This window comes from Enterococcus sp. DIV0294, from assembly GCF_050558155.1.
Classification (GTDB): domain Bacteria; phylum Bacillota; class Bacilli; order Lactobacillales; family Enterococcaceae; genus Enterococcus; species Enterococcus faecalis.
This window is the reverse complement of sequence record NZ_CP187889.1, coordinates 1-24,388: the sequence shown is the minus strand read 5'-3', so window position 1 is coordinate 24,388 and position 24,388 is coordinate 1. Positions and strand designations below refer to the sequence as shown.

General features: G+C 37.8%; 18 protein-coding genes. 1 reads left to right on the top strand and 17 read right to left on the bottom strand.

Translation table 11 applies throughout. From position 1 onward, the window contains the following. Nucleotides 1-7: 7 nt before the first annotated feature. From IGJ20_RS00090 to IGJ20_RS00080, 3 genes are all read right to left on the bottom strand, one after another. Nucleotides 8-1,000, bottom strand: coding sequence for a mannose/fructose/sorbose PTS transporter subunit IIA (locus IGJ20_RS00090; RefSeq protein ID WP_002356030.1), 993 nt, complete (start codon nucleotides 998-1,000; stop codon nucleotides 8-10). A 234-nt stretch (nucleotides 1,001-1,234) separates the two neighbouring features. Then, complete coding sequence (locus tag IGJ20_RS00085) at nucleotides 1,235-1,747, bottom strand: mannose/fructose/sorbose PTS transporter subunit IIB (RefSeq protein ID WP_002385473.1); 513 nt, start codon at nucleotides 1,745-1,747, stop codon at nucleotides 1,235-1,237. A 202-nt stretch (nucleotides 1,748-1,949) separates the two neighbouring features. After that, nucleotides 1,950-4,835, bottom strand: a complete 2,886-nt coding sequence (locus tag IGJ20_RS00080) for a sigma 54-interacting transcriptional regulator (protein ID WP_126254725.1) — start codon at nucleotides 4,833-4,835, stop codon at nucleotides 1,950-1,952. Between the two features lie 252 nt (nucleotides 4,836-5,087). On the opposite strand from IGJ20_RS00080, the gene IGJ20_RS00075 reads away from it, so the two are divergent. Beyond that, nucleotides 5,088-6,719, top strand: a complete 1,632-nt coding sequence (locus tag IGJ20_RS00075) for an ABC-F family ATP-binding cassette domain-containing protein (RefSeq protein WP_002359215.1) — start codon at nucleotides 5,088-5,090, stop codon at nucleotides 6,717-6,719. Between the two features lie 395 nt (nucleotides 6,720-7,114). Here IGJ20_RS00075 and IGJ20_RS00070 read toward each other — a convergent pair whose 3' ends face one another. The 14 genes from IGJ20_RS00070 to dnaA all read right to left on the bottom strand — a co-directional run bounded on the left by IGJ20_RS00070 (nucleotide 7,115) and on the right by dnaA (nucleotide 24,388). After that, entirely contained in the window at nucleotides 7,115-7,984 is an 870-nt protein-coding gene (locus IGJ20_RS00070) for a DegV family protein (RefSeq protein WP_002359214.1), read from the bottom strand. A gap of 124 nt (nucleotides 7,985-8,108) precedes the next feature. Then, nucleotides 8,109-9,401 carry an adenylosuccinate synthase gene (locus IGJ20_RS00065; protein ID WP_002376293.1) on the bottom strand — a complete coding sequence of 431 codons (1,293 nt, stop codon included), beginning with the start codon at nucleotides 9,399-9,401 and terminating at the stop codon, nucleotides 8,109-8,111. 236 nt (nucleotides 9,402-9,637) lie between these two features. Continuing rightward, nucleotides 9,638-11,005 carry a replicative DNA helicase gene (gene dnaB, locus IGJ20_RS00060; protein WP_002381331.1) on the bottom strand — a complete coding sequence of 456 codons (1,368 nt, stop codon included), beginning with the start codon at nucleotides 11,003-11,005 and terminating at the stop codon, nucleotides 9,638-9,640. A 273-nt stretch (nucleotides 11,006-11,278) separates the two neighbouring features. Then, on the bottom strand, nucleotides 11,279-11,731 hold the full coding sequence (gene rplI / locus IGJ20_RS00055) for a 50S ribosomal protein L9 (protein WP_002356023.1): 453 nt from the start codon (nucleotides 11,729-11,731) through the stop codon (nucleotides 11,279-11,281). 5 nt (nucleotides 11,732-11,736) lie between these two features. Then, the gene (locus IGJ20_RS00050; protein WP_002363542.1) at nucleotides 11,737-13,761 is read right to left on the bottom strand and encodes a DHH family phosphoesterase; all 2,025 of its coding nucleotides are present in this window, start codon (nucleotides 13,759-13,761) and stop codon (nucleotides 11,737-11,739) included. A gap of 156 nt (nucleotides 13,762-13,917) precedes the next feature. Next, nucleotides 13,918-14,157 (bottom strand): 30S ribosomal protein S18, encoded by a 240-nt coding sequence (rpsR, locus tag IGJ20_RS00045; RefSeq protein ID WP_002356021.1) that lies wholly within the window; start codon nucleotides 14,155-14,157, stop codon nucleotides 13,918-13,920. A 25-nt stretch (nucleotides 14,158-14,182) separates the two neighbouring features. After that, on the bottom strand, nucleotides 14,183-14,749 hold the full coding sequence (ssb, locus tag IGJ20_RS00040) for a single-stranded DNA-binding protein (protein ID WP_002364599.1): 567 nt from the start codon (nucleotides 14,747-14,749) through the stop codon (nucleotides 14,183-14,185). A gap of 44 nt (nucleotides 14,750-14,793) precedes the next feature. Beyond that, the gene (gene rpsF, locus IGJ20_RS00035; protein ID WP_002356019.1) at nucleotides 14,794-15,096 is read right to left on the bottom strand and encodes a 30S ribosomal protein S6; all 303 of its coding nucleotides are present in this window, start codon (nucleotides 15,094-15,096) and stop codon (nucleotides 14,794-14,796) included. 174 nt (nucleotides 15,097-15,270) lie between these two features. Further along, nucleotides 15,271-17,772: a DNA gyrase subunit A gene (gyrA, locus tag IGJ20_RS00030; RefSeq protein ID WP_002383521.1), complete on the bottom strand. Its 2,502-nt coding sequence runs from the start codon at nucleotides 17,770-17,772 to the stop codon at nucleotides 15,271-15,273. 55 nt (nucleotides 17,773-17,827) lie between these two features. Further along, nucleotides 17,828-19,777 (bottom strand): DNA topoisomerase (ATP-hydrolyzing) subunit B, encoded by a 1,950-nt coding sequence (gene gyrB / locus IGJ20_RS00025; RefSeq protein ID WP_002359210.1) that lies wholly within the window; start codon nucleotides 19,775-19,777, stop codon nucleotides 17,828-17,830. After that, nucleotides 19,774-20,901, bottom strand: coding sequence for a DNA replication/repair protein RecF (gene recF, locus IGJ20_RS00020; protein ID WP_002356016.1), 1,128 nt, complete (start codon nucleotides 20,899-20,901; stop codon nucleotides 19,774-19,776). The genes gyrB and recF overlap by 4 nt, the downstream gene beginning before the upstream one ends. Further along, on the bottom strand, nucleotides 20,888-21,133 hold the full coding sequence (gene yaaA / locus IGJ20_RS00015) for a S4 domain-containing protein YaaA (RefSeq protein ID WP_002356015.1): 246 nt from the start codon (nucleotides 21,131-21,133) through the stop codon (nucleotides 20,888-20,890). Before yaaA ends, recF begins: the two co-directional genes overlap by 14 nt. Before the next feature lie 579 nt (nucleotides 21,134-21,712). Further along, nucleotides 21,713-22,843, bottom strand: a complete 1,131-nt coding sequence (gene dnaN / locus IGJ20_RS00010) for a DNA polymerase III subunit beta (protein WP_002356014.1) — start codon at nucleotides 22,841-22,843, stop codon at nucleotides 21,713-21,715. 201 nt (nucleotides 22,844-23,044) lie between these two features. Then, on the bottom strand, nucleotides 23,045-24,388 hold the full coding sequence (gene dnaA / locus IGJ20_RS00005) for a chromosomal replication initiator protein DnaA (protein WP_002356013.1): 1,344 nt from the start codon (nucleotides 24,386-24,388) through the stop codon (nucleotides 23,045-23,047).

Here is a 24,388-nt window from a genome sequence, read left to right as displayed (position 1 = left end):
TGGCGAGTTACGCGTTTGCTAACTCATTTTTTGCTTTTTTCAAAATTTCGTCCATATTCGCTTTTGAATCATTTGGCACTTTACGCACATCAAATTTGATGCCTTTGGCTTTTAATTCATCAAACGTATCAACGTCTTCTTGACCCATTGATAATACTTTGCTTACAACGACTTTTCCAACAGAGTGAGCCATTGAACCAACGTTTACTTCTGGGATTTCTACACCGCCTTCAACCACTTTTAAGACGTCTTCAGGATTTTCAAATAATAATAATGCTTTTGTATTGCCAAAACGTGGATCTTTCGCTACTTCAATCATTTTACTGATTGGAATAACATTGGCTTTTACTCCTGGAGGAGCTGCTTGTTCGATTAATTTCTTACGTAAGTCATCTTTTGCAACGGCATCAGAAACAACAATAATTCTGTTTGGTTGTGTTGCTTTTGTCCAAGCTGTTGCTACTTGACCATGTAATAAACGTGAATCAATACGTGCTAGCACAAATTTAATTTTGCCATCGCCAACAACTGTACCTGGTGGTAACGAACCTTTTGGCTGTGCATCTTCTGTCGCAGCAGCTTTTGGTGCTTCTGCTGGTTGTAACTCTTCTGGTTTAACTTTGACACCATCTTTTGCTGTTTCAAGAATGTGTGTCGCAATTTCTTGTGCTGATTCCATAGAGAAACGAGAAGCATATGCTTCAATAACCATTGGTAAATTCATACCTGCAACGATTGCCCATTTGTCTTTATGATCTTCTAACAATGAGTTCGCTTGGTTAAATGGTGTTCCTCCCCATAGGTCAACTAAAAATAGTACTTCGTCTTGATTGTCAAACGATGCAATGGCTTCTTGCATTTTTGCTTTTACATCATCGGGACCTTCGCTAGGCATTAACGTAACTGCTTTTACATTTTCTTGTTCGCCAAAGATCATTGCACCAGATTGCAAGATCCCTTCAGCAAATTCACCGTGACTTGCTAGGATAATTCCTACCATTTTTATACCTCCTGTATAATTGATGTTTTTTTTCATGGTTGTACTGCTAAACGCTTTCACTTTTTGAAAAAAATCAGATAAATCAGATTCTGACAAAAATAAATGAAAAAATTTCAATAGTTCTTGATTTTTTTCAACATCAGCACTTGCCTTTATCAATACAGTTCATGAAGCAATGATGTTGGTCCTAGGCCACCACATCCTTTCAATGTCTTTCGTCTGTAAAAATGAACGTCAGCTGGCGTTATTTTCTTTGCTACGCTCTTTTTTCAGTAAATCCATCAAATTCACTTGGCTGTCTGCTGCGACTTTTCGAATTTCCAATTCAATACCTTGTTCATTTAAAAACAGAAATGCTTTTAAATCGTTGGCATCCACTGCGACTGCATTCGTAATCATTCGCTTGCCTGTACTGAAACTCATTCCGCCAATATTCACAGAAGTGAGTTGTACACCGCCTTCGACCACTCGTTTCACGTCCAAAGGATTAGTGAATAACAACATGGCTCGAAACGAATCAAAACGAGGATCAGGGTAAACATCAATCATTTTTTGAACAGTGATGACATTTACTTTGACACCAGGTGGAGCAGCTTGAACTAACAAGGCTTTTCTCAAATTGTCATGAGCAACGGAATCACTAACCACTAAAATGCGATTAATGTTCGTCAATTTTGCCCAAACAGTTGCTACTTGGCCATGAATTAATCGATCATCAATTCGAGCTAAACGAATATCCATTACCATCGGGAATGCTCCTTTAAATTCATTTTTAAAGGTTAGGACCTTTGTCTTTTTACTTAAAAATTTTAGGTAAAAAGGGACACCTTATTATAAGCAAGTTTCGTGCCAACTTTAGTGTATCGGTTTGAAACCTAGAAAATTATAGGTTTTTTTAAGAAAATTAAAAAATCGACACACTAATAAATAGTGTATCGATTTTTCTGTATTAATCTAGTGTATCAATTTCGGTGATTTTATCTTCGATACACTGGGCATTTTTGACTAACTGTGCGATAAAATAAACTTCTTCTGCTGGAACATCCATATTAAGAGCTTCTTCCATAGTCTCAATTGAGGCCACAATCACTGGATAAATTGGTTCTTGAACCAATCGACCAAGTTCCTTTTCTGAAACCGTCAGTGTATCATTCCGTAAAATACGCTCCAACATGCCCGATGTGTGCATAATCAAATTGATATAAAATGTGTACTCTTCTGGCATCGTTAATTGGGTTTGGATATTTTTAGCGAATGACCACAACAGCTCAATGATTTTTTTTCCATTAATGAAAGTGAAACTTTGCTCCATATATTTTAGACAAATTTCTTTTGCTGCCGCTTCGTCCAACGGCTTATTCATTACTTCTTCTTTCCGCTCTGCTAGTAATTGCTGAATAATTTTTTCTGCCTCACCGGAAAAGAAATTTTCCATGGAAATATAAGGAACACCAATTTTGGGATTGGTAATCCCAGTTGTCGCAATAATTTCATAGTCTTCTTGAATTTTAGGCAAGACTTCTTTCATATTTACAATGGACAAAGGAATCACTTCTAAATGCCAGTCTATTTGTGGCAAGACAGCTTCCTCAATAAGCTCTTTCATTCGGCGCGCAGTTCCTTCTCCAGAAGCGCAGATAGCAATAATTGCTCTTGTTTTCCAATTTTCAATGATTTGTTTCGTTTCACTTTGGCGAATATCGGCATAGCCATGAAAGTTTTTTAAAGACTCGTGAAGTGTTTCCAATTGCGTATCAATTAATGCGGTTTTGCGGGCCGCTTCAAGCACAATTGGCGTGGTCACCATGTCTACTGTCCGCACATCAATGCCTGTCTGGCGTACAATTTCTTCTGAAAACGTACTTAATGAACCCATGTCCACCAATAATAGTACGCCATTTTCTTCATTCACTTCACCAACTGCTTCAACGATTTTACGCAAAGCTTCTTTCGGTGGCATATCTAACGGCATATCCACAGCCTTCAAATTATCAACATTTAACAATTGAGAAACCACTTGTACCATACTGCTAGCGGTACTATTTCCGTGCGCAGCCACGACAATGCCAATCCGGCCAGCCTCAGGATTTTCTCTTAAAGAAATGAGCAAAACAGCTAAATAGTAACTTTCAGATTCAGGAATCTCCATCTGATAACTACTTTCAATAATATTTTTAATTTCTTTCGCTGTTTCAAACTCTGTTGGATAATCTAAAACCATATTTCGAATACTTTCATTTAAAGGATGCTTAGGATCTTTGCCTAATTGGATGCGTTTCAAGAAAGAACTAATGTGTAAACTCATTGCATAAATAAAATTGGGTTGAAACGAATACGATAACCGCTTCGCTGCAAAATTATAAATTTTCTTAGTGACATCAATAATTCGTTGGTCAACAATTTCAGCCAATTTATTTTCTGTATCAAAGGTGAATCCATAATCTTTGTAGAAAGATTTTAAATGAACATTGATATCCGTTGTAATAAAATTATTAATTAGTTCTTGGTCCAAGCCGTCTGCTTTTAAGAGAGCCGCTTTATCTCCAATAATCTCATATAGATTGTAAGGCAATTCATAGGCATCTGACTGAATAGCTACTAAAGATTCATTTGGTGATACCACTAATTGCGGTTCCAGATATTTCGATAACTCCGACAATATTTCTCGATTACTGGCAAGTTGCATAATGCCTTCTTTAATATTGTCCGTTAATTCGTCCATCGTAATCATTAATTCCTCTTGTTCCATCTGATTAAGGAACCCTCGCGCAGTCACAAGTTGCACATTCGATTTTAGCTGACCGACATTTCCATAAGAAACACTTCCGATTAACGCTTTGACCACATCTTCTGACAAAGAGATTCGCCGTTGAATCCGCGCTGCTTCCATTGAAACCATCACTTTTAGGAGGTCAATTTTTTCTTTCGCAGGACGGTCACTAAAGTTCGGTAATTGAATGATAATCGGAATGCGTCGCACAAAAGTGTTCAATAAAGAAGAAGTAGGATTCTCCGTCGTAGCACAAATAATCCGAACATCTGCATGATGTGATTTCACTGTTTCACCTAAACGCGCGTACACGCCGTGATCCATAAAATAAAAAATCATTTCTTGTCCTTCGGGTGGTAACCGATGTACTTCATCTAAAAACAGAATGCTGCCATCTGCTTCATCAATAATCCCTTCTTTCGCTTTCGTAGCGCCTGTGAAGGCCCCTTCTACATACCCAAATAAATGCGACATCAAAAGTTCTGGATTATGCGCATAGTCTGCACAGTTAAACACCACAAACTCTTTTTCTTTGGCCACAATTTGGTTCAGCTTCGCAAATTGAAACATGGCATGAGCAAAATAAGTTTTCCCAGAACCTGTTGGTCCAGTAATTAAACAATTCAAGCCTTTTGGCGGATATAAAATCGCTGCTTTGGCTTGTTCCACCGGCGTTTTCATGCTTCCAGCTGAACCGATAATTTTTTTGAAAATATCTTCAACTTCTGGGGTTTTACTGGTCGTGACTACTGGTTCAACCAATGGTTCGATAAAAGTTTTTGTGGAGTGATCCATTGATTTTTCCCGATAACTTTTAACTGGCTTGGTTAATGGTCGATGCTGAAACGCCACCTGCGCGACATATTTTACTGGTCGACCAGATAATTTTTTCAAGCGCCCTTCACGAACCAGTTGATTCAAATCTTTACTAGCATTGGTCCGCTGAATGTTTAAACTTTCTGAAATTTCTTGTGTCGTGACTCCCGCATCACTTGTTAAGGTCATTGGCGTTAAATTCTTCGTTTGCTCTTTAACATATTGATAGATTTTTTCAATCCGCTTCATTTTTGATGGCTCCTTTAATCGATACACTAATTAATTTACATGATACAGTGTATCATTAAAAAAATACACTAAAAACCCTTTCATGAAAAAAATTTCTGTTTCACATGAAACATTTTAAAAAAGCGCCTTTTTTCTATAAAAAACCCACCTTTTTATTCGTTTCTGTAAAAAGATTGAAACTCCTTGAAAAAAGGTTCTGTAGCCGATATAATGCAGAGAGGTTCAAGAATATATTAAAAGCGAGGAAAACAATTGATTACTGTTAATGATGTAAGTTTACAATTTCCAGATCGTAAACTTTTTGAAGAAGTGAATATTAAATTTACTCCTGGCAACTGTTACGGCTTAATCGGCGCAAACGGTGCAGGAAAATCAACGTTTCTTAAAATTTTATCAGGTGAGATTCAACCGACAACTGGCGTGGTTTCAATGGGTCCTAATGAGCGACTAGCAACGCTGAAACAAAATCACTTTGACTACGAAGACTACACTGTTTTAGAAACTGTAATTATGGGACATAAACGTCTTTACGAAGTAATGAAAGAAAAAGATGCTATCTATATGAAAGAAGATTTTTCAGATGAAGATGGGATTCGTGCCGCAGAACTAGAAGGCGAATTTGCTGAACTTGACGGTTGGGAAGCAGAACCTGAGGCAGCTGTTTTACTCCAAGGGCTAAACATTCCAGAAGAATTACATGATCAAAAAATGAGCGAATTAACAGCTGGTCAAAAAGTCAAAGTATTATTAGCTCAATCTCTTTTTGGTAAACCAGATGTCTTACTATTAGACGAGCCGACAAATGGTTTAGACACCCGCTCAATCAATTGGTTAGAAGAATTTTTAATCAACTTTGAAAATACCGTTATCGTGGTTTCCCATGACCGTCATTTCCTAAACAAAGTCTGCACTCACATGGCAGATTTAGACTTTAGTAAAATCAAACTTTACGTTGGTAACTATGATTTCTGGTTGGAATCAAGCCAACTAGCGACAAAATTGCAAGCACAATCTAATGCCAAAAAAGAAGAACAAATCAAAGAATTACAAGACTTTATCGCTCGTTTTAGCGCCAATGCCTCAAAATCAAAACAAGCAACATCTCGTAAAAAAATGTTAGATAAAATTACCTTAGATGACATTCAACCTTCCTCTCGTCGTTATCCATTCGTTGGTTTTACACCAGAACGTGAAATCGGCAATGACTTATTACAAGTTGAAAATGTCTCTGTAACGATTGATGGCAAAAAAATCTTAGATAATATCTCGTTCAACTTAACAAAAGATGATAAAGTGGCATTCATCGCTGACTCAGATATTACAACGACTACGTTATTCAAAGTGATTATGGGCGAAATTACTCCCGATACAGGTTCTGTTCGTTGGGGCGTTACAACTAGCCAAGCTTATTTACCAAAAGACAACAGCAAAGACTTTGAAGAGCCATTAACCATTTTAGATTGGTTACGTCAATTTGCTGGTAAAGAAGAAGATGACAATACGTTCTTACGTAGTTTCTTAGGTCGGATGTTATTCTCTGGTGAAGAGGTACTAAAACCAGTCAATGTTCTTTCCGGAGGCGAAAAAGTGCGTGTCATGCTTTCAAAATTAATGCTTTCCAAAGCCAATGTCTTAGTTTTAGATGATCCAACGAACCACTTAGACTTAGAATCAATCACTGCGTTAAATGATGGGTTGATGGCTTTCACTGGTTCAATTCTTTTTGCTTCACATGACCACCAATTTATCCAAACATTAGCAAACCGAATTATTGCTGTTTCTGATAAAGGGGTCATTGATCGAGCAGAAACAACCTATGATGAATTCTTGGAAAACCCAGAAATTCAAAAACAAATGGACGTTTTATTCAGTTCAGATTATTAAAAAATGAGGTCGGGACAGAAGCGTTTAACTCCGAGAACCAAGTAGGTACTGTTCAACATCTATTTACTTTGCAAATAGTGTTTCTCAGCAATAAGAAGGAATTTCCGAAAATTGTCATAAAACACAACGAGGAACGAGTTGATGTTGCATGATACCTACCCGGTGTTCTTTAATTTTTGGAGACCAAGTAGGTATTGTTCATCATCGAATCACTACGTTCTTCGTGATTCTCAACAATTTCGGCTTATTTCCGAAGGACCTTCAACTCTTAGAGCTTTAGCTCTTAGAAGTTGTTGAGATCGGAGCAACGCGTAGTGTTGCTTCTGTTCCCGCCGTTTATCAATTTTTAAGCCTGGGACAAAAATCCAAAGTGATTTTTGTCCCAGGCTCATTTTTTATTTTCTTTTTTCACCAAAAGAAAACACAGCAATACAACCTATTCCGGTATGACTAGTAATGGTGGGTCCTAGAGGATAAATCAGTATCTCATTAACTTCTATTTCTTTTTCAATTAATTCTTTGACTTTTTCCGCGTCATCTTTCGTTCCCGCATATGCAATCAACAGTGTTTGTTTCATTGGCTCTACAATGCCTTGAATCGTTTCTTGCGCAATCTTTTGCAAGGACTTGTTTCGTCCACGAGTTTTACCAACGGATGCTAGTTTGCCTGCCGCATCCACGCGAATAATTGGTTTAATGTTCATTAAGCCACCAAGTGCTGCCGCTGTTTTAGAAATCCGTCCGCCACGTTCTAAATGTTTTAAATCATCTACCGTTACCCACGAGTGAAGTTTCATTTTTTGCTCTTCAAGATAGGCAACGACTTCTCCTAATGAATGACCATCTGTTTGTAATCGAATGGCTTCTCGGACTAACATCCCTTGACCTAAGCTAGCTGCTTTTGTATCAATAATATGAATTTCTACATTATCGTACTCTTCTTTTAACATCTCTACTGATTGCAACGCACTTTGATAAGAGCCACTTAACCCAGATGAAAAAGCTAAATAAATCACCGGTAACCCTTGCTCCACAAAAGGACGGAAAAATTCATTGTAGCGTCCCACATTAACTTGAGAGGTAGTGGGCATACTTCCATTTTTAATAGCCGTTAAGAAGTTCTGATAATCAAACGTTTCGCCTAAATCATCGCGATATTCTTTCCCGTCAATTTGAATATTCATGCTAATAAAAGGTACTTGGTTTTCTTTTAAGTATGTATACGGCAAGTCACAACAAGAATCTGTCACTAATTGATAATTCACGGACAATTGCCCCCTTCATGTTTTCTTTTATTTTACCATAGTTTTTCATTTTTATATAAAATTAAAAAAGAACGTAAAGGCTGAACTGGCATAAGCCATCCTTTACGTTCCCTTAAAAATCTGCTTAAATTTGTGCCCAAACACTTTCTAAAACGTTCGTTTGGTTACGGTCTGGACCTACAGAGAATGTTGAAATGCGCACACCAACTAATTCTGAAATCCGATGCACATAGTTACGAGCATTAGCTGGTAAATCAGCTAAAGTTTTGCAACCAGTGATATCTTCAGACCAACCTGGTAATTCTTCATAAACTGGTTTACAGCGGCTTAATTCTTTCAAGCTTGCTGGATAATGATAAATTAATTCACCATCAAGTTCATAAGCTGTACAAATTTTCACCGTTTCTAAACCACTTAACACGTCAATCGAGTTTAATGACAAATTCGTAATTCCTGATACACGTTTTGAATGACGCATAACTACTGAATCAAACCAACCGACACGACGCGGACGTCCTGTTGTTGTTCCGTATTCTTTACCGACACGACGAATGGTTTCTCCTGTTTCATCAAATAATTCTGTTGGGAATGGGCCGTCACCGACACGTGAAGTGTACGCTTTGCAGACACCAACCACTTTATTAATTTTTGATGGACCAACGCCACTACCGATAGTTACGCCACCAGCTACTGGATTAGAGGAAGTAACAAATGGATAGGTTCCTTGATCGATATCCAACATGACACCTTGTGCCCCTTCAAATAAAACCCGTTTTCCAGCATCTAATGCATCGTTTAAAATAACCGAAGTATCTGTAACATATTGTTTAATTTGTTGTCCGTATTCATAGTATTCTTCAAAAATATCATCAAATTCAATGGCTTCGCTATCAAACATTTTAACGAATTGACGATTTTTTTCTTCTAAGTTAATTTTCAAACGTTCCGCAAAAATTTCTTTATCCAATAAATCAGCGATACGGATTCCCACCCGTGCTGCTTTATCCATGTAGGCTGGGCCAATTCCTTTAATCGTTGTCCCAATCTTGTTTTCACCTTTCGCATCTTCTTGCAATTGATCCAATTTAATATGATACGGCAAGATGACATGAGCACGATCTGAAATACGTAAATTATCAGTGGCAACATTATTTTCTTTTAAATAAGCTAATTCTTTTACTAAAGATTTTGGATTCACAACTACGCCGTTACCAATTACACTAATTTTTTCTTTATAGAAAATCCCTGAAGGAATTAAATGTAATTTATACGTTACGCCGTCGAATTTAATGGTATGTCCGGCGTTATCTCCGCCTTGGTAACGAGCGATCACTTCTGCGTTTTCACTTAGAAAGTCTGTAATTTTTCCTTTACCTTCGTCGCCCCATTGCGTTCCAACAACTACTACTGATGACATTCGAACACCTCGTTCATAATTTTTTTGTCCTGAATCATTGTACCAGTAAAACCAGTCCCTTTCAAGGGTAAAAATCGAATATTCTTTCACAATCAAAAGCGTTTCTGTCAAAAATACGAACATTTTTAGTTATGTTTTTGTAAAATAATAAAATATACGAATATTGTTCGTGTTTTACTCTCTGATTTTAATCCCTTAATAAGCAAAAAAACGAACTCAAAAAATGAGTTCGTTTTTTAAAATTCTGTCCTCGGCGAAAGCGAAGAAAATTTATTATATTCTTTAATGAAAAGTAATTCGACCGTTCCACGCGCACCACTACGGTTTTTCTCAATGATGACTTCTACAACATTGTCAACTTCTGGTGGCTCATGATCGCCGTCTTCTCCTTCACCACGATCGTAGTAATCATCACGATAAAGAAAGGCAACGATATCGGCATCTTGCTCAATGGAACCTGACTCACGAATATCACTTAACACAGGACGTTTATCTTGACGTTGTTCCACGCCACGAGAAAGCTGTGACAAAGCGATAACCGGGACTTTTAATTCTTTCGCTAATTTTTTTAATTGACGTGAAATATCAGAAACCTCCTGTTGGCGGTTCTCTTTTCCAGTTCCTTCAATCAATTGTAGGTAGTCGATCAAAATTAGACCTAAGTTGCCTTTTTCTTGTGCTAATTTACGACATTTCGCACGAATTTCGGTAATTTTAATCCCTGGTGTGTCATCAATATAGATATTCGCACGGGACAAACTACCCATCGCAATAATTAAGTTTTGCCATTCTTCTTCAGATAATTGCCCTGTTCTTAAATGGCTGGCCTCAATGGATCCTTCTGCACAAAGCATCCGGTTCACTAATGATTCTGCCCCCATTTCTAAACTAAAAATAGCGACAGCTTTATCTGTTTTGGTGCCGACATTTTGGGCAATATTTAATGCAAAAGCGGTTTTCCCTACCGCTGGACGGGCCGCTAAAATAATTAGCTCTTCCGCTTGCAAGCCAGCAGTCATTTTATCCAATGCTTGATAGCCTGTAGGTAAACCAGTAATCTCTTCATCATTTTGGTATAATTGGTCAATATTCGCAATAGTTGTATTTAGAACATCTGAAATTGATAAAAAGCCACTACGATTCCGCTTTTCGGAGACTTCTAAAATGCTTCGTTCTGCATCATCCAAAATAGATTCAACATCTTCACCTTGCTCAAAGCCTTTAGTTACAATCTCTGTAGCGGTTTGGATTAAGTTGCGCAGCAACGATTTTTGTTCAACAATTTTTGCATAATAAATGACATTGGCAGCTGTCGGCACAGCTAAAGCTAAATCTGACAGATAACTTAGTCCACCAACATCTTCTAACAAATTCTCTTGTTCTAGGCGATCTTTGATTGTTACCACATCAATCGCTTCATTTCGGTCGCTTAAGGTCATCATCGTTTGGAAAATCAACTGATGACTACGACGATAGAAATCTTTAGGTTCCACATATTCCATCGCTTCTATTAGCACATCTGCATCTAAGAAAATAGAACCTAAAACGGCTTGTTCCGCTTCAATATTTTGTGGCGGTACCCTATCTTGCAATAATTCATTCATTTTGTTCTCTCCCACGATGTCTTACTTTCTGGTTCATTTAGTCTATCCATTTTAACACAATTTCATTAAAAAAAGTACATTTTTTCTCTGCTGATTTCTCTATTTTTAGTTCACTTTCCAATTTTAAAAAATACACAACTAATAAAAATATAATACTTACGTTAATTTAAAGTGTTATTCATTTTATTTTAAAAAAACAATAAAAATAAACCTGGTAATTTATTTGGCATAAAAAAGAAGCCGGAGAAATCGGCTTCTTTTTTATCGATTGTATCATTCCGCTACGACATGAACCTTAATTTTCGCTGTAACTTCATGATGTAGTTTGACTGGTACGTTAGTGTAACCTAGAGAACGAATTGGGTTGGCTAATTCGATTTTGCGTTTATCCAATTTTACATTGTATTGTTTGTTTAAGGCTTCTGCAATTTGTTTTGAAGGAATTGAGCCAAATAAACGGCTGTCTTCTCCAGCTTTTGCCTTGATCTCTACAACAGTCTTTTCATCTTCTAAAAAGGCTTGCATTTCTTTTGCTTGTGCTAAAACTTCTGCTTCATGTTTTTCTTGGGCTTTCTTTTGACCCGCTAACGCACTCATGCTCCCTTTATTGGCTTCTTTCGCATAACCATTTTTAATTAAAAAGTTTTGGGCGTAACCAGTTGGCACTTCTTTTACGTCCCCTTTTTTTCCTTTTCCTTTAACGTCTTGTAAAAAAATGACTTTCATTTCCTTCACTCCTGTTCATACATTTCATTAATATTTTGACGAATTACATCAAGTAGTTGCTCTTTTACTTCTGCTACTGTTACGTTTGATAATTGTACTGCCGCATTAGTAAAGTGACCGCCACCACCTAAATTTTCCATAATAATTTGGACATTAATTGAACCATTACTCCGAGCACTAATGCCAATCTGTTGATCCGTCCGCTTGGTAATGACAAATGCTGCATTAATCCCTGCCATAGAAAGTAATGTGTCCGCTGTTTTGGCAGCTGTGACACTATCATATTCTTTGTCTTCACTCCCTGCAACAACGACGGTATCTTTTGTGACATATTCGCTTTTAGAGATTAAGTTGTTCATTTCCAGATAGCTTGTAAGATCAGAACTTAATAGATATTGTACTAAAGATGAGTCTGCTCCACAAGTTCGTAAATAACTAGCCACATCAAATGTTCGCGCCGTCGTTCGTGTATTGAAACTTTTCGTATCAACCACAATTCCCGCCAACATCATGGTTGCTTCAAAGGCCTGCAGTTTATTTGCGCTATTACTTTGGTATTCGATCAATTCTGTGACTAATTCTGAAGCAGAAGAGGCAGAAGATTCAATATAAGAAAGCAAGGGTTTTGCTGGAAATTCGTCTCCTCGTCGATGGTGATCAATGATTACTACTTTATCAAAACGCTCATAGAGCTCTTGTGAGATCGATAGAGACGGTTTATGGTAATCTACCATAACTAATAAGCTACTTTCTTTCTTGCGCTTCATGGCCTCTTTAGGACTAATAATGCGCTCTTCTAATTCTGGGTACTCTTTAATCGCCTCTAACACTCTTTTGACATCGGGAATGATTTCATTTTCATCTAAAACAATCCACGCTTTTCGATTATTAAACGAGGCTAAACGAGCAACACCAAATGCTGAACCTAACGCATCCATATCTGGATAACGATGGCCCATAATATAGATGTCAGCAGATTCCGCAATAATTCCCTTAATTGCCATGCTCATTGCGCGAGAACGTACTTGGGAACGTTTCGTCGTTACTGCCGTTTTTCCACCAAAAAATAACGGCTTCGCTTCATCTTTGGCTTCTTTTACAACCACTTGATCGCCGCCACGTACTAAAGCTGTATCTAGGTTTGTTTGAGCCGTGGTCCCGGTTTGATCTAAGGTTGGCCCCCCATAAGCAATCCCCATACTTAACGTAATGGCTACTTCATGGTTAGCTGATTCCTTACGGATCGTATCCAAAATAGAAAATTTTTCGTCCATCATTTTTTGAATATCTTCCCATTGGGCAATGAAAAAATAACGTTCTGCGTTGATTCGCTTATAAAAAACTTTGTATTGGTCCATCCAATCAGAAACCATCGTCGTAATGAAACTATTCAAATAAGAAATTTCTTTCTCATCCATTGTATCGGTGACATCATCATAATTATCGACAGACACAATGCCAATAGCCGTTTGCATTTCGACTTTTTCTTGATACAAATTACTTTCTTTAGTGATATCTTCAAAAGTAATTGTATGTTGTTCTTTATTGACGCTAAAGCGATAGGTATTTTCGTCAATCGTAAAAATATCTTGGTTTCGTTCTGCTAATTCTAAATAAGACGTAACTTGGCTAGCGGTTAACGTTAGCTGATTGTCTTTATTAAAAATAGAAGCAGCATAAGGATTAAGCCATTCTACCGCGCGTGTTTCCCCGTTATACGTAATAATCCCCACAGGTACTTCATTCACAACATAATCCAACGATTGTTCAGCAATGGAACTTGCTTCTTGAATCTTTTCTACGTTTGTAATTTCTACATCTCTAATCAACAGCCGAATAACCACTAAGAGAAAGATATCTAATGCGATAATTACCGCCAATAGCAGCCATTTATTTGTTAGTAAGAAATAGAGGAGAAATTCTACTAAGAGAAGACCCACAACAATTAAGAAACCGTTTTTTTGAATTCTCTTCTTTTGCATTTTTTTGCCTCCAATCTTTCTGCAGACCTTTGAGGCGACTTGTTCCAACGAGCATATAGCTCTGGTGATTCACTAGTTATTTCATCCCTTATTTTATCACAAAACACTTCATTCTGCGAACCTTGTTATGTTTCACGTGAAACACTAGTCAAGATAAAAAAGAACCAAAGAGCAAGCTCTTTGGTTCTGGAAATTGTCATAAAATTATTGTTCGTCACTAACGAATGGTAATAATCCCATGATACGTGCGCGTTTAATAGCAATCGTTAATTTACGTTGGTTTTTAGCGCCAGTACCTGTAACACGACGTGGTAAAATTTTGCCACGTTCTGAAATGAATCGTTTTAACAATTCAGTATCTTTATAATCGATGTATTCGATGTGGTTTGCTGCGATGTAGTCGACTTTCCGACGTTTACGTCCGCCTCTTCTTTGTTGTGCCATTCTTGTTCCCTCCTATCAAATTCGTTTAGAATGGTAAATCATCATCTGAAATGTCGATAGATGAACCTGAGCCACCAAATGGATCAGAATCTTTATCGAAATCAGGCATACCGTTATTGTTTTGCGACTGAGAAGATGATGGATTGAAACTATTGTTGTTGTTATTAAATCCAGAACCGGCATTGTTATTACCAAAGCTACGATTTTGTGATTGATAACCATTTTCGTTGTTATTAAAGCTACCGCCGCCAGTTCCTCTTTGTTCTGAAGCAGAACGAGATTCTAACAATTGGAAGTTTTCACAAACCACTTCAGTTACGTAGACACGTTGACCTTGTTGGTTCTCGTAGTTACGAGTTTGAATTCTTCCGACAACACCTAATAATGTACCTTTACGGGCATAATTAGCCATTGTTTCTGCGGGTTTACGCCAAATCACACAGTTGATAAAGTCTGCTTCACGGTCACCATTTTGATTCGTAAAGTTACGGTTTACAGCAAGTGTAAAGGTCGCAACAGCTGAACCACTAGCGGTGTAACGTAAGTCAGGATCTTTTGTCAATCTTCCGACTAATACAACGTTATTAATCATTCAAAACATCTCCTTTCGTCAATAAATGTTTCATGTGAAACAAATTATGCTTCTACCTTCACGATCATATGACGGATAATATCGTCATTGATTTTTGCTAAACGATCAAACTCGTTGATTGCGCCAGCTGTTGATGGAGAAGTAACATTAACGATATGATAGATGCCTTCACGGAATCCGTTCATTTCATATGCTAAGCGGCGTTTTTCCCAATCTTTAGATTCGATAACTTCTGCTCCGTTATCTTTTAAGATTGTGTCGAAACGTTCTACTAAAGCAGTTTTTGCTTCTTCATCAATGTTCGGACGAATAATGTACATGATTTCGTACTTCGTATCTTGACTCATTGATTTTCACCTCCCTATGGACTTCAAGGCTCTTAGTTGGCTAAGAGCAAGGAGAACATACCTAAAAAGGTAGTTCACAATCTCTAATTATATGCTAATTGATGGACAAAAGCAAGAAATAGTTTTGGAAAGTCCCAATAAAAAAGTTTCGCCAACTGGCGAAACTTTTTTATGTTATTCTTCTGTTTCTGATGTTGTTTCGTTTTCTGTTGTTTCTACAACTTCAACGATTTCTTCTTCCACTTCTTCTGGTTCTACAACAGCCATTGTTACCACTTTGGCACCATCTTCCATTCTCATTAAACGAACCCCTAATGTTGCGCGTCCTGTTTGAGAAACAGAATCAACGTTAAAGCGGATAATGACGCCTTTGTTCGTAATCAATAAGATATCTTCATCCCCATTGACCGTGGTTAAACCAGCTAATGGACCATTTTTCTCAGTGATATTTGCTGTCTTAATCCCTTTACCGCCACGTCCTTTAACTGGATATTCAGAAGCTTTTGTACGCTTACCATAACCATTTTCAGTAATGACTAGGACTTCTTTATTTTCATCCAGAATCGCTGCGCCGACCACATAATCATTTTCGCGGAGACGGATTCCCCGAACACCTGATGCTGTCCGGCCCATATCACGTACAGTATTTTCATCAAATGTGACAGAGTATCCTGCATGTGTTCCGATAATCATCTTCTGATTGCCATTAGTCGTTACCACGTTAACTAACTCATCATCTTCTTTTAAGCTAATGGCGATTAATCCATTACTACGGATATTAGAAAAGGCTGTTACGGCTGTCCGTTTGACGGTTCCTTTTAAGGTTGTGAAGAACAAGTATTTACCTGCTTCCGCTTTGCCCTCAACAGAAATAATCGCTTGAATTTTTTCTGCAGAATCAATTCCCAGTAAGTTAATCACTGGAATTCCTTTTGCTGTTCTACCGTATTCAGGGATTTCGTAACCTTTTGCTCGGTAAACTTTCCCAGTGTTCGTAAAGAATAATAATGTGTCGTGTGTTGAACAAGAAACTAGGTTTTTCACGAAATCATCATCATGAACGCCCATGCCTTGGACACCACGTCCGCCGCGGCGTTGCGCCCGGAATTCGGAGTTTGCCATCCGCTTAATGTAGCCGTTATTGGTTAATGTAATCACGACTTCTTCTTCTTCGATTAAATCTTCATCTTCAAGACTTAGGACTTCACCTACTAATAGTTCTGTGCGTCGTGCATCACCAAATTTTGTGCGAACGTCATTTAACTCTGTTTTAATGATTTCAATGACGCGTTCTGGGCGGGCTAAAATGTCCTCTAAGTCCGCAATGAATTTCAATAGCTCTTGATATTCATTTTCAATTTTGTCGCGTTCTAAGCCTGTTAAACGGCGTAAACGCATATCTAAAATCGCTTGCGCTTGACGATCTGAAAATTCAAAGCGTTCAATTAACGTTGCTTTTGCTTCGTCATCTGATTGTGATCCACGGATAATGGCAATGATTTCATCGATATGATCTAAGGCAATTCGTAGACCTTCTAAAATATGCGCCCGTGCTTCTGCTTTGTTTTTGTCAAAAATCGTCCGGCGAGTAATGACTTCTTTTTGGTGCTCGACGTAGTTTTCTAAAATACGTTTCAAGCTTAAAATTTTCGGTACGCCTTTTTCGATGGCTAACATGTTAAAACCAAAAGATGTTTGTAAGGCAGTCATTTTGTACAAGTTGTTTAACACAACAGAGGCACTCACATCTCGACGAACATCGATGACAATCCGCATGCCTTCACGAGAAGATTCATCCCGCAAATCAGTAATTCCTTCAATTCGTTTATCTCTGTGTAATTCAGAAATTCGTTCGATTAATTTGGCTTTATTCACCATATAAGGCAATTCAGTTACTAAAATACGTTCTTTTCCATTCGGCATTTCAGTCAATTCAACTTTTGCACGAACAGTAATCGAACCTTTCCCTGTTTCATATGCTCGGCGAATCCCTGATTTCCCCATCACTAAACCGCCTGTTGGAAAATCTGGTCCAGGTAACACTTCCATCAATTCATTCGTCGTTACATCAGGATTGTCCATCAATAAACTTGTTGCATCAATCACTTCACTTAAATTGTGTGGTGGAATATTTGTTGCCATCCCCACCGCAATCCCCGTTGTTCCGTTAACTAGTAAGTTTGGAAAACGAGCAGGTAAAACTACTGGTTCTTGTTCTGAATCATCATAGTTTCCTTGGAAATCGACTGTATTTTTGTTAATATCTCGTAGCATTTCTAAAGCAATTTTACTCATACGTGCTTCGGTATAACGCATAGCGGCAGCGCCGTCACCATCGACAGAACCGAAGTTTCCGTGGCCGTCAACTAACATAGCCCGATAACTAAAAGGTTGTGCCATCCGCACCATTGATTCGTAAATCGCAATGTCCCCATGGGGGTGATATTTACCCATAACATCCCCAACAATCCGGGCTGATTTTTTGTGTGGTTTATCAGGGGTTACCCCTAATTCGTTCATTCCATATAAGATTCGGCGATGAACAGGTTTTAAACCGTCACGAACGTCAGGTAACGCGCGGGCTACGATAACACTCATTGCGTAGTCAATGAAAGATTCTTTCATTTCGCTGGTCAGATTGACGTCTTGAATGTTTTCTTTAATTTCTTCACTCATGAATTTTTTCCCCTCTAAATATATGTTCTAGCGTCTCTTACAACGTTGCGACACATTAAATATCCAAGTTTTTCACGTAATGGGCATTTTCTTCGATAAACGCACGACGTGGTTCCACACGATCGCCCATTAGCATTTCAAAAATTTGGTCAGCTTCAATGGCATCATCGACACTCACTCGCGCCATTAATCGTTTTTCTGGGTCCATTGTTGTTTCCCAAAGTTGGTGATCATCCATTTCACCCAACCCTTTGTAACGTTGGACACTTGGTTTTGGTGAAGCAGGTAATTCTTCTAACACTTTTGCTAGTTCTTCTTCAGCATGTTTGCCCGGTTGAACGTAGGTGATGTTTTTCCCTTGTTTCACACCATATAGTGGTGGTTGGGCAATATACACATAACCAGCTTCAACAATTGGCCGCATGAAGCGATAGAACAAGGTTAATAACAACGTTCGAATATGCGCACCATCGACATCGGCATCGGTCATAATCACTAGTTTGTGATAACGTGCTTTAGAAACATCGAAATCTTCGCCGAAGCCTGTTCCCATAGCTGTAAATAATGACCGAATTTCTTCATTGGCTAAAATTTTATCCATGCTGGCTTTCTCAACATTCAAGATTTTCCCACGAATTGGTAAAATGGCTTGGAATTCACGGCTACGTCCTTGTTTTGCTGAACCGCCGGCCGAGTCTCCTTCGACGATAAATAATTCGCATTTTTCCGGATCTTTACTTGAGCAATCAGCCAGCTTCCCTGGCAAGTTGCTAATTTCTAACGCGCCTTTACGACGGGTGACTTCACGGGCTCTTTTAGCGGCTAAACGAGCTTTTGAAGCCAACATGCCTTTTTCGACAATTTGTTTGCCGACTGTTGGATTTTCCATTAAAAATTTTGTAAAGTATTCTGAGAATAGACGATCCGTAACGGTCCGTACTTCTGAGTTCCCTAATTTCGTTTTCGTTTGTCCTTCAAATTGAGGATCGGGATGTTTGATGGAAACCACTGCGGTTAAGCCTTCACGAACATCTTCCCCAGTTAATTTTTCATCGTTTTCTTTCATCAATTTTTGTTTACGTGCATAGTCATTAATCACACGTGTTAAAGAAGTTTTAAAACCAGATTCATGCGTTCCGCCTTCATAAGTATGAATATTGTTGGCAAAACTTAAAATATTTGAGTGGTAGCCATCTGTATACTGCATTGACACTTCCACTGTAATATCTTGTTGCTCTCCTTCAATGAAGATTGGCTCTGGGAAAATAACGTCTTTATTGGCATTTAAATGCTCAACATAACTCTTAATCCCGCCTTCATAGTGATACTCTTTTTTATCTTCTTGTCCTTCACGACGGTCTTCAATTGAAATGTGTAAGCCTCGATTTAAAAAGGCTAATTCACGAACCCGTGTTGCTAATTTATCAAAATCATAAACGGTTGTTTCTGTAAAAATTTCAGGATCTGGAATAAAGTGAACAGTGGTTCCGTGACGATCCGTTTCTTCGATAACTTTTAGGTCATCAACAACCGCACCACGACGATATTCTTGGTAGTACACTTTGCCATCTTTATAAACACGAACATCTAAACTGGTCGATAAAGCATTAACAACAGAGGAACCAACACCGTGCAAGCCACCTGATACTTTATAGCCGCCACCGCCAAATTTCCCGCCGGCATGTAGCACTGTAAACACTGTTTCCACAGCTGGGCGACCTGTTTTGGCTTGAATCCCGACTGGAATTCCACGACCATCATCGATAACAGTAATACTATCGTCTGGTTCGATAATTACTTGAATTGATTTAGCAAATCCTGCTAAGGCTTCGTCGATAGAGTTGTCAACGATTTCCCATACTAAGTGGTGTAACCCTTCGCCACTAGTAGAACCTATGTACATACCAGGACGTTTCCGGACAGCTTCTAAGCCCTCCAAAACTTGAATCTGACTAGCGTCATATTCTTGCGCACGTTCTCTCATGTTTTTTTCTTCTTCTGTCATGTCGCTGAATTCCTTTCTATCTTGCCTTGTTGAACATAAAAAATATCTGGTTCAACTGTTAGCTTGTCTTTTATGTGATCTAAACTAGTTGTCGTTAAGAACGTTTGAACTTTGCCTTCAATCGTTTCTAACAAGTGAATTTGACGTTCATTATCTAATTCACTCATGACATCATCTAGTAATAACACAGGATATTCTCCTGTTTCTGAATGCATCAAATCAATCTCTGCCAATTTAATACTTAAAGCTGTCGTTCGTTGTTGGCCTTGTGAGCCATACGTTTGAACATTTTGACCATTGACAATAAATAGCAAATCGTCACGATGAGGGCCTAAAAAAGTATTCGCTTTAAACAATTCACGCTTACGATTGTTCATTAATTGTTGGAGCAATTGATTTTGAAGTGCTTCTAAGGAAAGATCCGTGTTGTCAATTGGGATGCTTGATGCGTAGTCAATGGTGAGCGTTTCGCGTCCATGACTAATTTTTTGATGGAGTAAGTTTGCCCAGTGTTCTAATTTTTTAAGAAAACCTAACCGAGCGTATAGAACTTTCCCGCCAAATTCAGCTAGCTGCTCTGTCAAAATATCCAGATAAACAGTATCTGTTTGTTTCTTTTCAGCTAGTTGTTTTAGGTATTGGTTACGTTGCTTTAAAACAGACTGATATTGGACAAGATCATAAAGATAAATAGGACTCACTTGTCCGAGTTCCATGTCAATAAATTTCCGGCGGACTTGAGGTGAGCCTTTCACCAAAGATAAATCTTCTGGGGCAAATAAAATAACATTCAGTTGCCCAATGTACGCACTGAGCCTTTTTTGCTCAATGTGATTAACCTTGGTTTTACGTCCTTTGTTGGAAATTAAAATTTCCAACGGCACGGTGCCTGTCTTTTTTTCAACCACACCGCTAATTTTAGCTGCTGCTTGTTCCCAGCCAATTAATTCTTTTTCATTGCTGGTTCGATGACTTCGTGTCATTGCTAGAACATAAATGCTTTCTAACAAGTTGGTTTTTCCTTGGGCGTTTTCGCCTAAAAAAAGATTTAACGTTTTTGGAAAATCTAAGCTGACTGTTTCATAATTACGATAATGCTGAAGTGTCAGCTCATTCAGCCGCATCGTCGGACTCGTTTCCGTTTTTCACCATAAAAAAAGTACCTTCTTCAGGTATCTCAATCATCATGCCCGCATAAAGTTTCCGTCCGCGACGATTTTCCAACTCGCCATCAACAAACACGCTATTGTCTGCCAAATACCATTTGGCTTGGCCGCCACTACCAATGACGTTGATTTCTTTAAGAAACTGACCAAGCGTTATATACTCAGTTGCTAAAACAAACGTTTTTTTCAATGTGCATCCCTCTTTTTTCTAATACGTTCTCATATATATTATACCCTTTTTCATAAGAGAAAACAAATTTATCTGTCTAATTTTCATTCTAAGCAATTTTAATTCTAAATGACCGAAAATATTATTAGGATAAAAAAACTCTTAAAAAGCATTTTAAAACGGAAATTGATATTTTCTTGAGAAAAAAGGGGCCTGATTTGGCAGAAATGACGAGTAGCGTTTAACTAAAAAACAATTTGGGGTAACTCAAAGACAAACGAAGAGGGCATGCATTGAAGAAAAGTAGCTTGTAGAGGTCTGAGCGTCGTTTTAAGCAACGTAAACTTCTTTCACTAGGAAATATTCATAAAAAAATGAAAAGCCCTTAAACGAAAAATTAAAGGGCTTTTTTCTTTATCCACGAAAAAAAAGGCAGAATTTATTCGTCAAACGATAGTTCAAATATTCACAATCATATTAGCGTAAAAGCTATTCTAGTTATAAAAAGCTTATCTAGCAGCGTTTATCGGCTTTAAACAGACGACAAAAAAGAACCTTCGGCGATCATAGTGATTTTCCGAAGGTCTTTTTTAAACATGATTAATTTGTACGAACCGGTGTAATTAGTTGAATGAAATCTAGTTCTGTTTCGGTTGGCTCCAATGTAAACGGACGAATTGGAGAAAGGAATTTCACGGTAATATTCATATCGCCAAACGCTCGCAACGCATCTTTCATATAATCTGGGTTGAAAGAAATATCCAACGCTTCACCAGAAACATTTTCATAGTTTAAAGCTTCTTCGACTTTTCCAATTTCAGGTGAATTTCCATATAAAACAACAGAGTCTGGTGAAATTGAAAGGCGAACAATATTGTTACGTCCTTCATGAGAAAGTAAAGAGGCACGTTCGATTGCTGAAAGCAATTCTGGTACATAAAATTCAATTTGCGTGTTATGGCTAGTTGGAATTAAACGGTTGGTATCAGGATAATTTCCTTCTAACAAACGAGAATAGAAGTACATTGTTTCTGTTTTAAATAGCACTTGGTTTTCCATAATGCTGATTTCAACCATTTCTTCTTCATTGGTTAATGAACGAGAAAGTTCAGTTAAACTTTTTCCTGGAATTACAATGTTAAAGTCTTCTACTGCTTGTTCTGTCGGGATCACACGTTGACTTAAACGATGTGAATCTGTCGCAACGGCAAGTAATTTTTGATTTTCTAAAATAAAGTGAACCCCAGTTAAAATTGGACGACTTTCGTGCATCGATACAGCAAATCCTGTTTCACTAATAATTTTTGTCAATAAATGAACAGGTAATTTCATTTGGTTTTGAGTATCAATTACTGGTAAGTGCGGATAATTATCCGCATCTAATCCATTAACCGTAAAATCAGCTTTTCCTGAAGTGATTGCAACTTGATTGTTATCTAGAACTTCCATTGTGAACATATCTTCTGGTAATTTACGAATAATTTCGCCAAAGAAACGAGATTGTAAAACGATGCTACCTGTGCGTTCAATGGTCATTTGAGCTTTTTCATCATCTTTACTTAAAAAACTTTCAATTGAAATATCCGCGTTACTCCCAGTAAGTGATAAGCCATCTTCTGATAACACAATTTTAACACCTGTTAAGATTGGAATCGTTGTTTTAGAAGAAATTGCTCGTTGAACAGTTTGTAATTCTTGTAAAAAGACACTTCGTTTGACCGTTAATTTCATAATGTAAACTCCTTTTTAAGTATTTTCAATACATTCTAATTTTGTACGCCACTGTTTTGTATATTATATATAAATAAATAATAAAAGTAATAGGGCATGTTGATTCTGTGGAAAAGTCAAAAAAGCATTGATTTTACTAAGTTATCCACTTGTGTATAAGTTGTGGATAACTTTGTTCTTTTTTGTTTAGTTTTCCACATCCTAAGAGTTCAATAAATTTTTAATTTCACTGACTTCTTTTTGAATCGCTGGATCTTTTTCCAATAATTGCTGAATCTTTTCGTGCGCATGAATCACCGTTGTATGATCTTTGCCGCCAAATTCGGCACCAATTTTTGGCAAGGAATTGTCGGTCATTTCTCTAGCAAGATACATTGAGATTTGACGAGGAACCACAATTGTTTTCACCCGTTTTTTCCCTTTTAAATCCTTAAGAGGCACATGATAATATTTGGATACTTCTTCTTGAATTTGTAAAATGGACAATTGATTTTTACTACCAACTGATTTTAGAGATTTCAAGGCGTCCGCCGCTAAACTAGTGGTAATATCTTCTCCATTAATAGTTGCAAAGGCTTGAACACGGACCAAAGCACCCTCTAATTCACGGATGTTGGAATCAATTTGACCAGCGATATAACTTAGTGTATCATCCGGAATTTCTAAACGCTCGGCATCTGCTTTTTTGCGCAAAATTGCAATCCGTGTTTCTAAATCAGGCGGGGTGATATCAACAGACAAACCCCAAGCAAAGCGAGAAACTAATCGTTCAGGTAATTTTGGAATATCATTCGGCGGGCGATCACTTGTTAAAACAATTTGTTTATTTTCATTGTAAAGATCGTTGAAGGTATGGAAAAATTCTTCCAATGTTGCTTCTTTTTCCGCCAAAAATTGAATATCATCGACTAATAATAAGTCAACATTGCGATATTCTTTCCGAAATTGTTCGGATGTCTTTGTTTGAATTGAGTTGATAAATTCATTCGTAAACGTTTCGCTACTAACATATTTGACTTTGGCATCTGGTTGATTCACTAACATTTGATGACCAATAGCATGCATCAAATGGGTTTTCCCTAACCCTACACCACCATAGAAGAAAAGGGGATTGTAAATCGAACCTGGATCCTCGGCAACAACAAGCGCTGCAGCGTGCGCCATTTGGTTTCCTTTACCAATAACGAAGGTGTCGAAAGTGTACTTAGGATTAAGCATCGCTTTTTTACTTTGTTCACTAAAAACAACTTCTTCTTCGGCAGGTTCTTCGAGTTCTTGTGCCAGTGCTGCGTCTTTTTCATCGGCAACAACAAAATGGGGCATCACTTCTGCACCGGTTAATTTAAATCCAGTTTCGACAATTTTTGCCGAAAGATTTTTTTCCCAGTAATCACGATGAACTGCAGAAGGGACTTCTAGCCACAATTGATTGTTGTCTAATTTCAAAGGGCGTGTGGTTTTAATCCAAGCATCAAAACTTGGCGCCGACAAAATCGCTTGATAGGCTTCTTCAAGGCTATGCCAAAAACTTTCCACGTCGGGCAT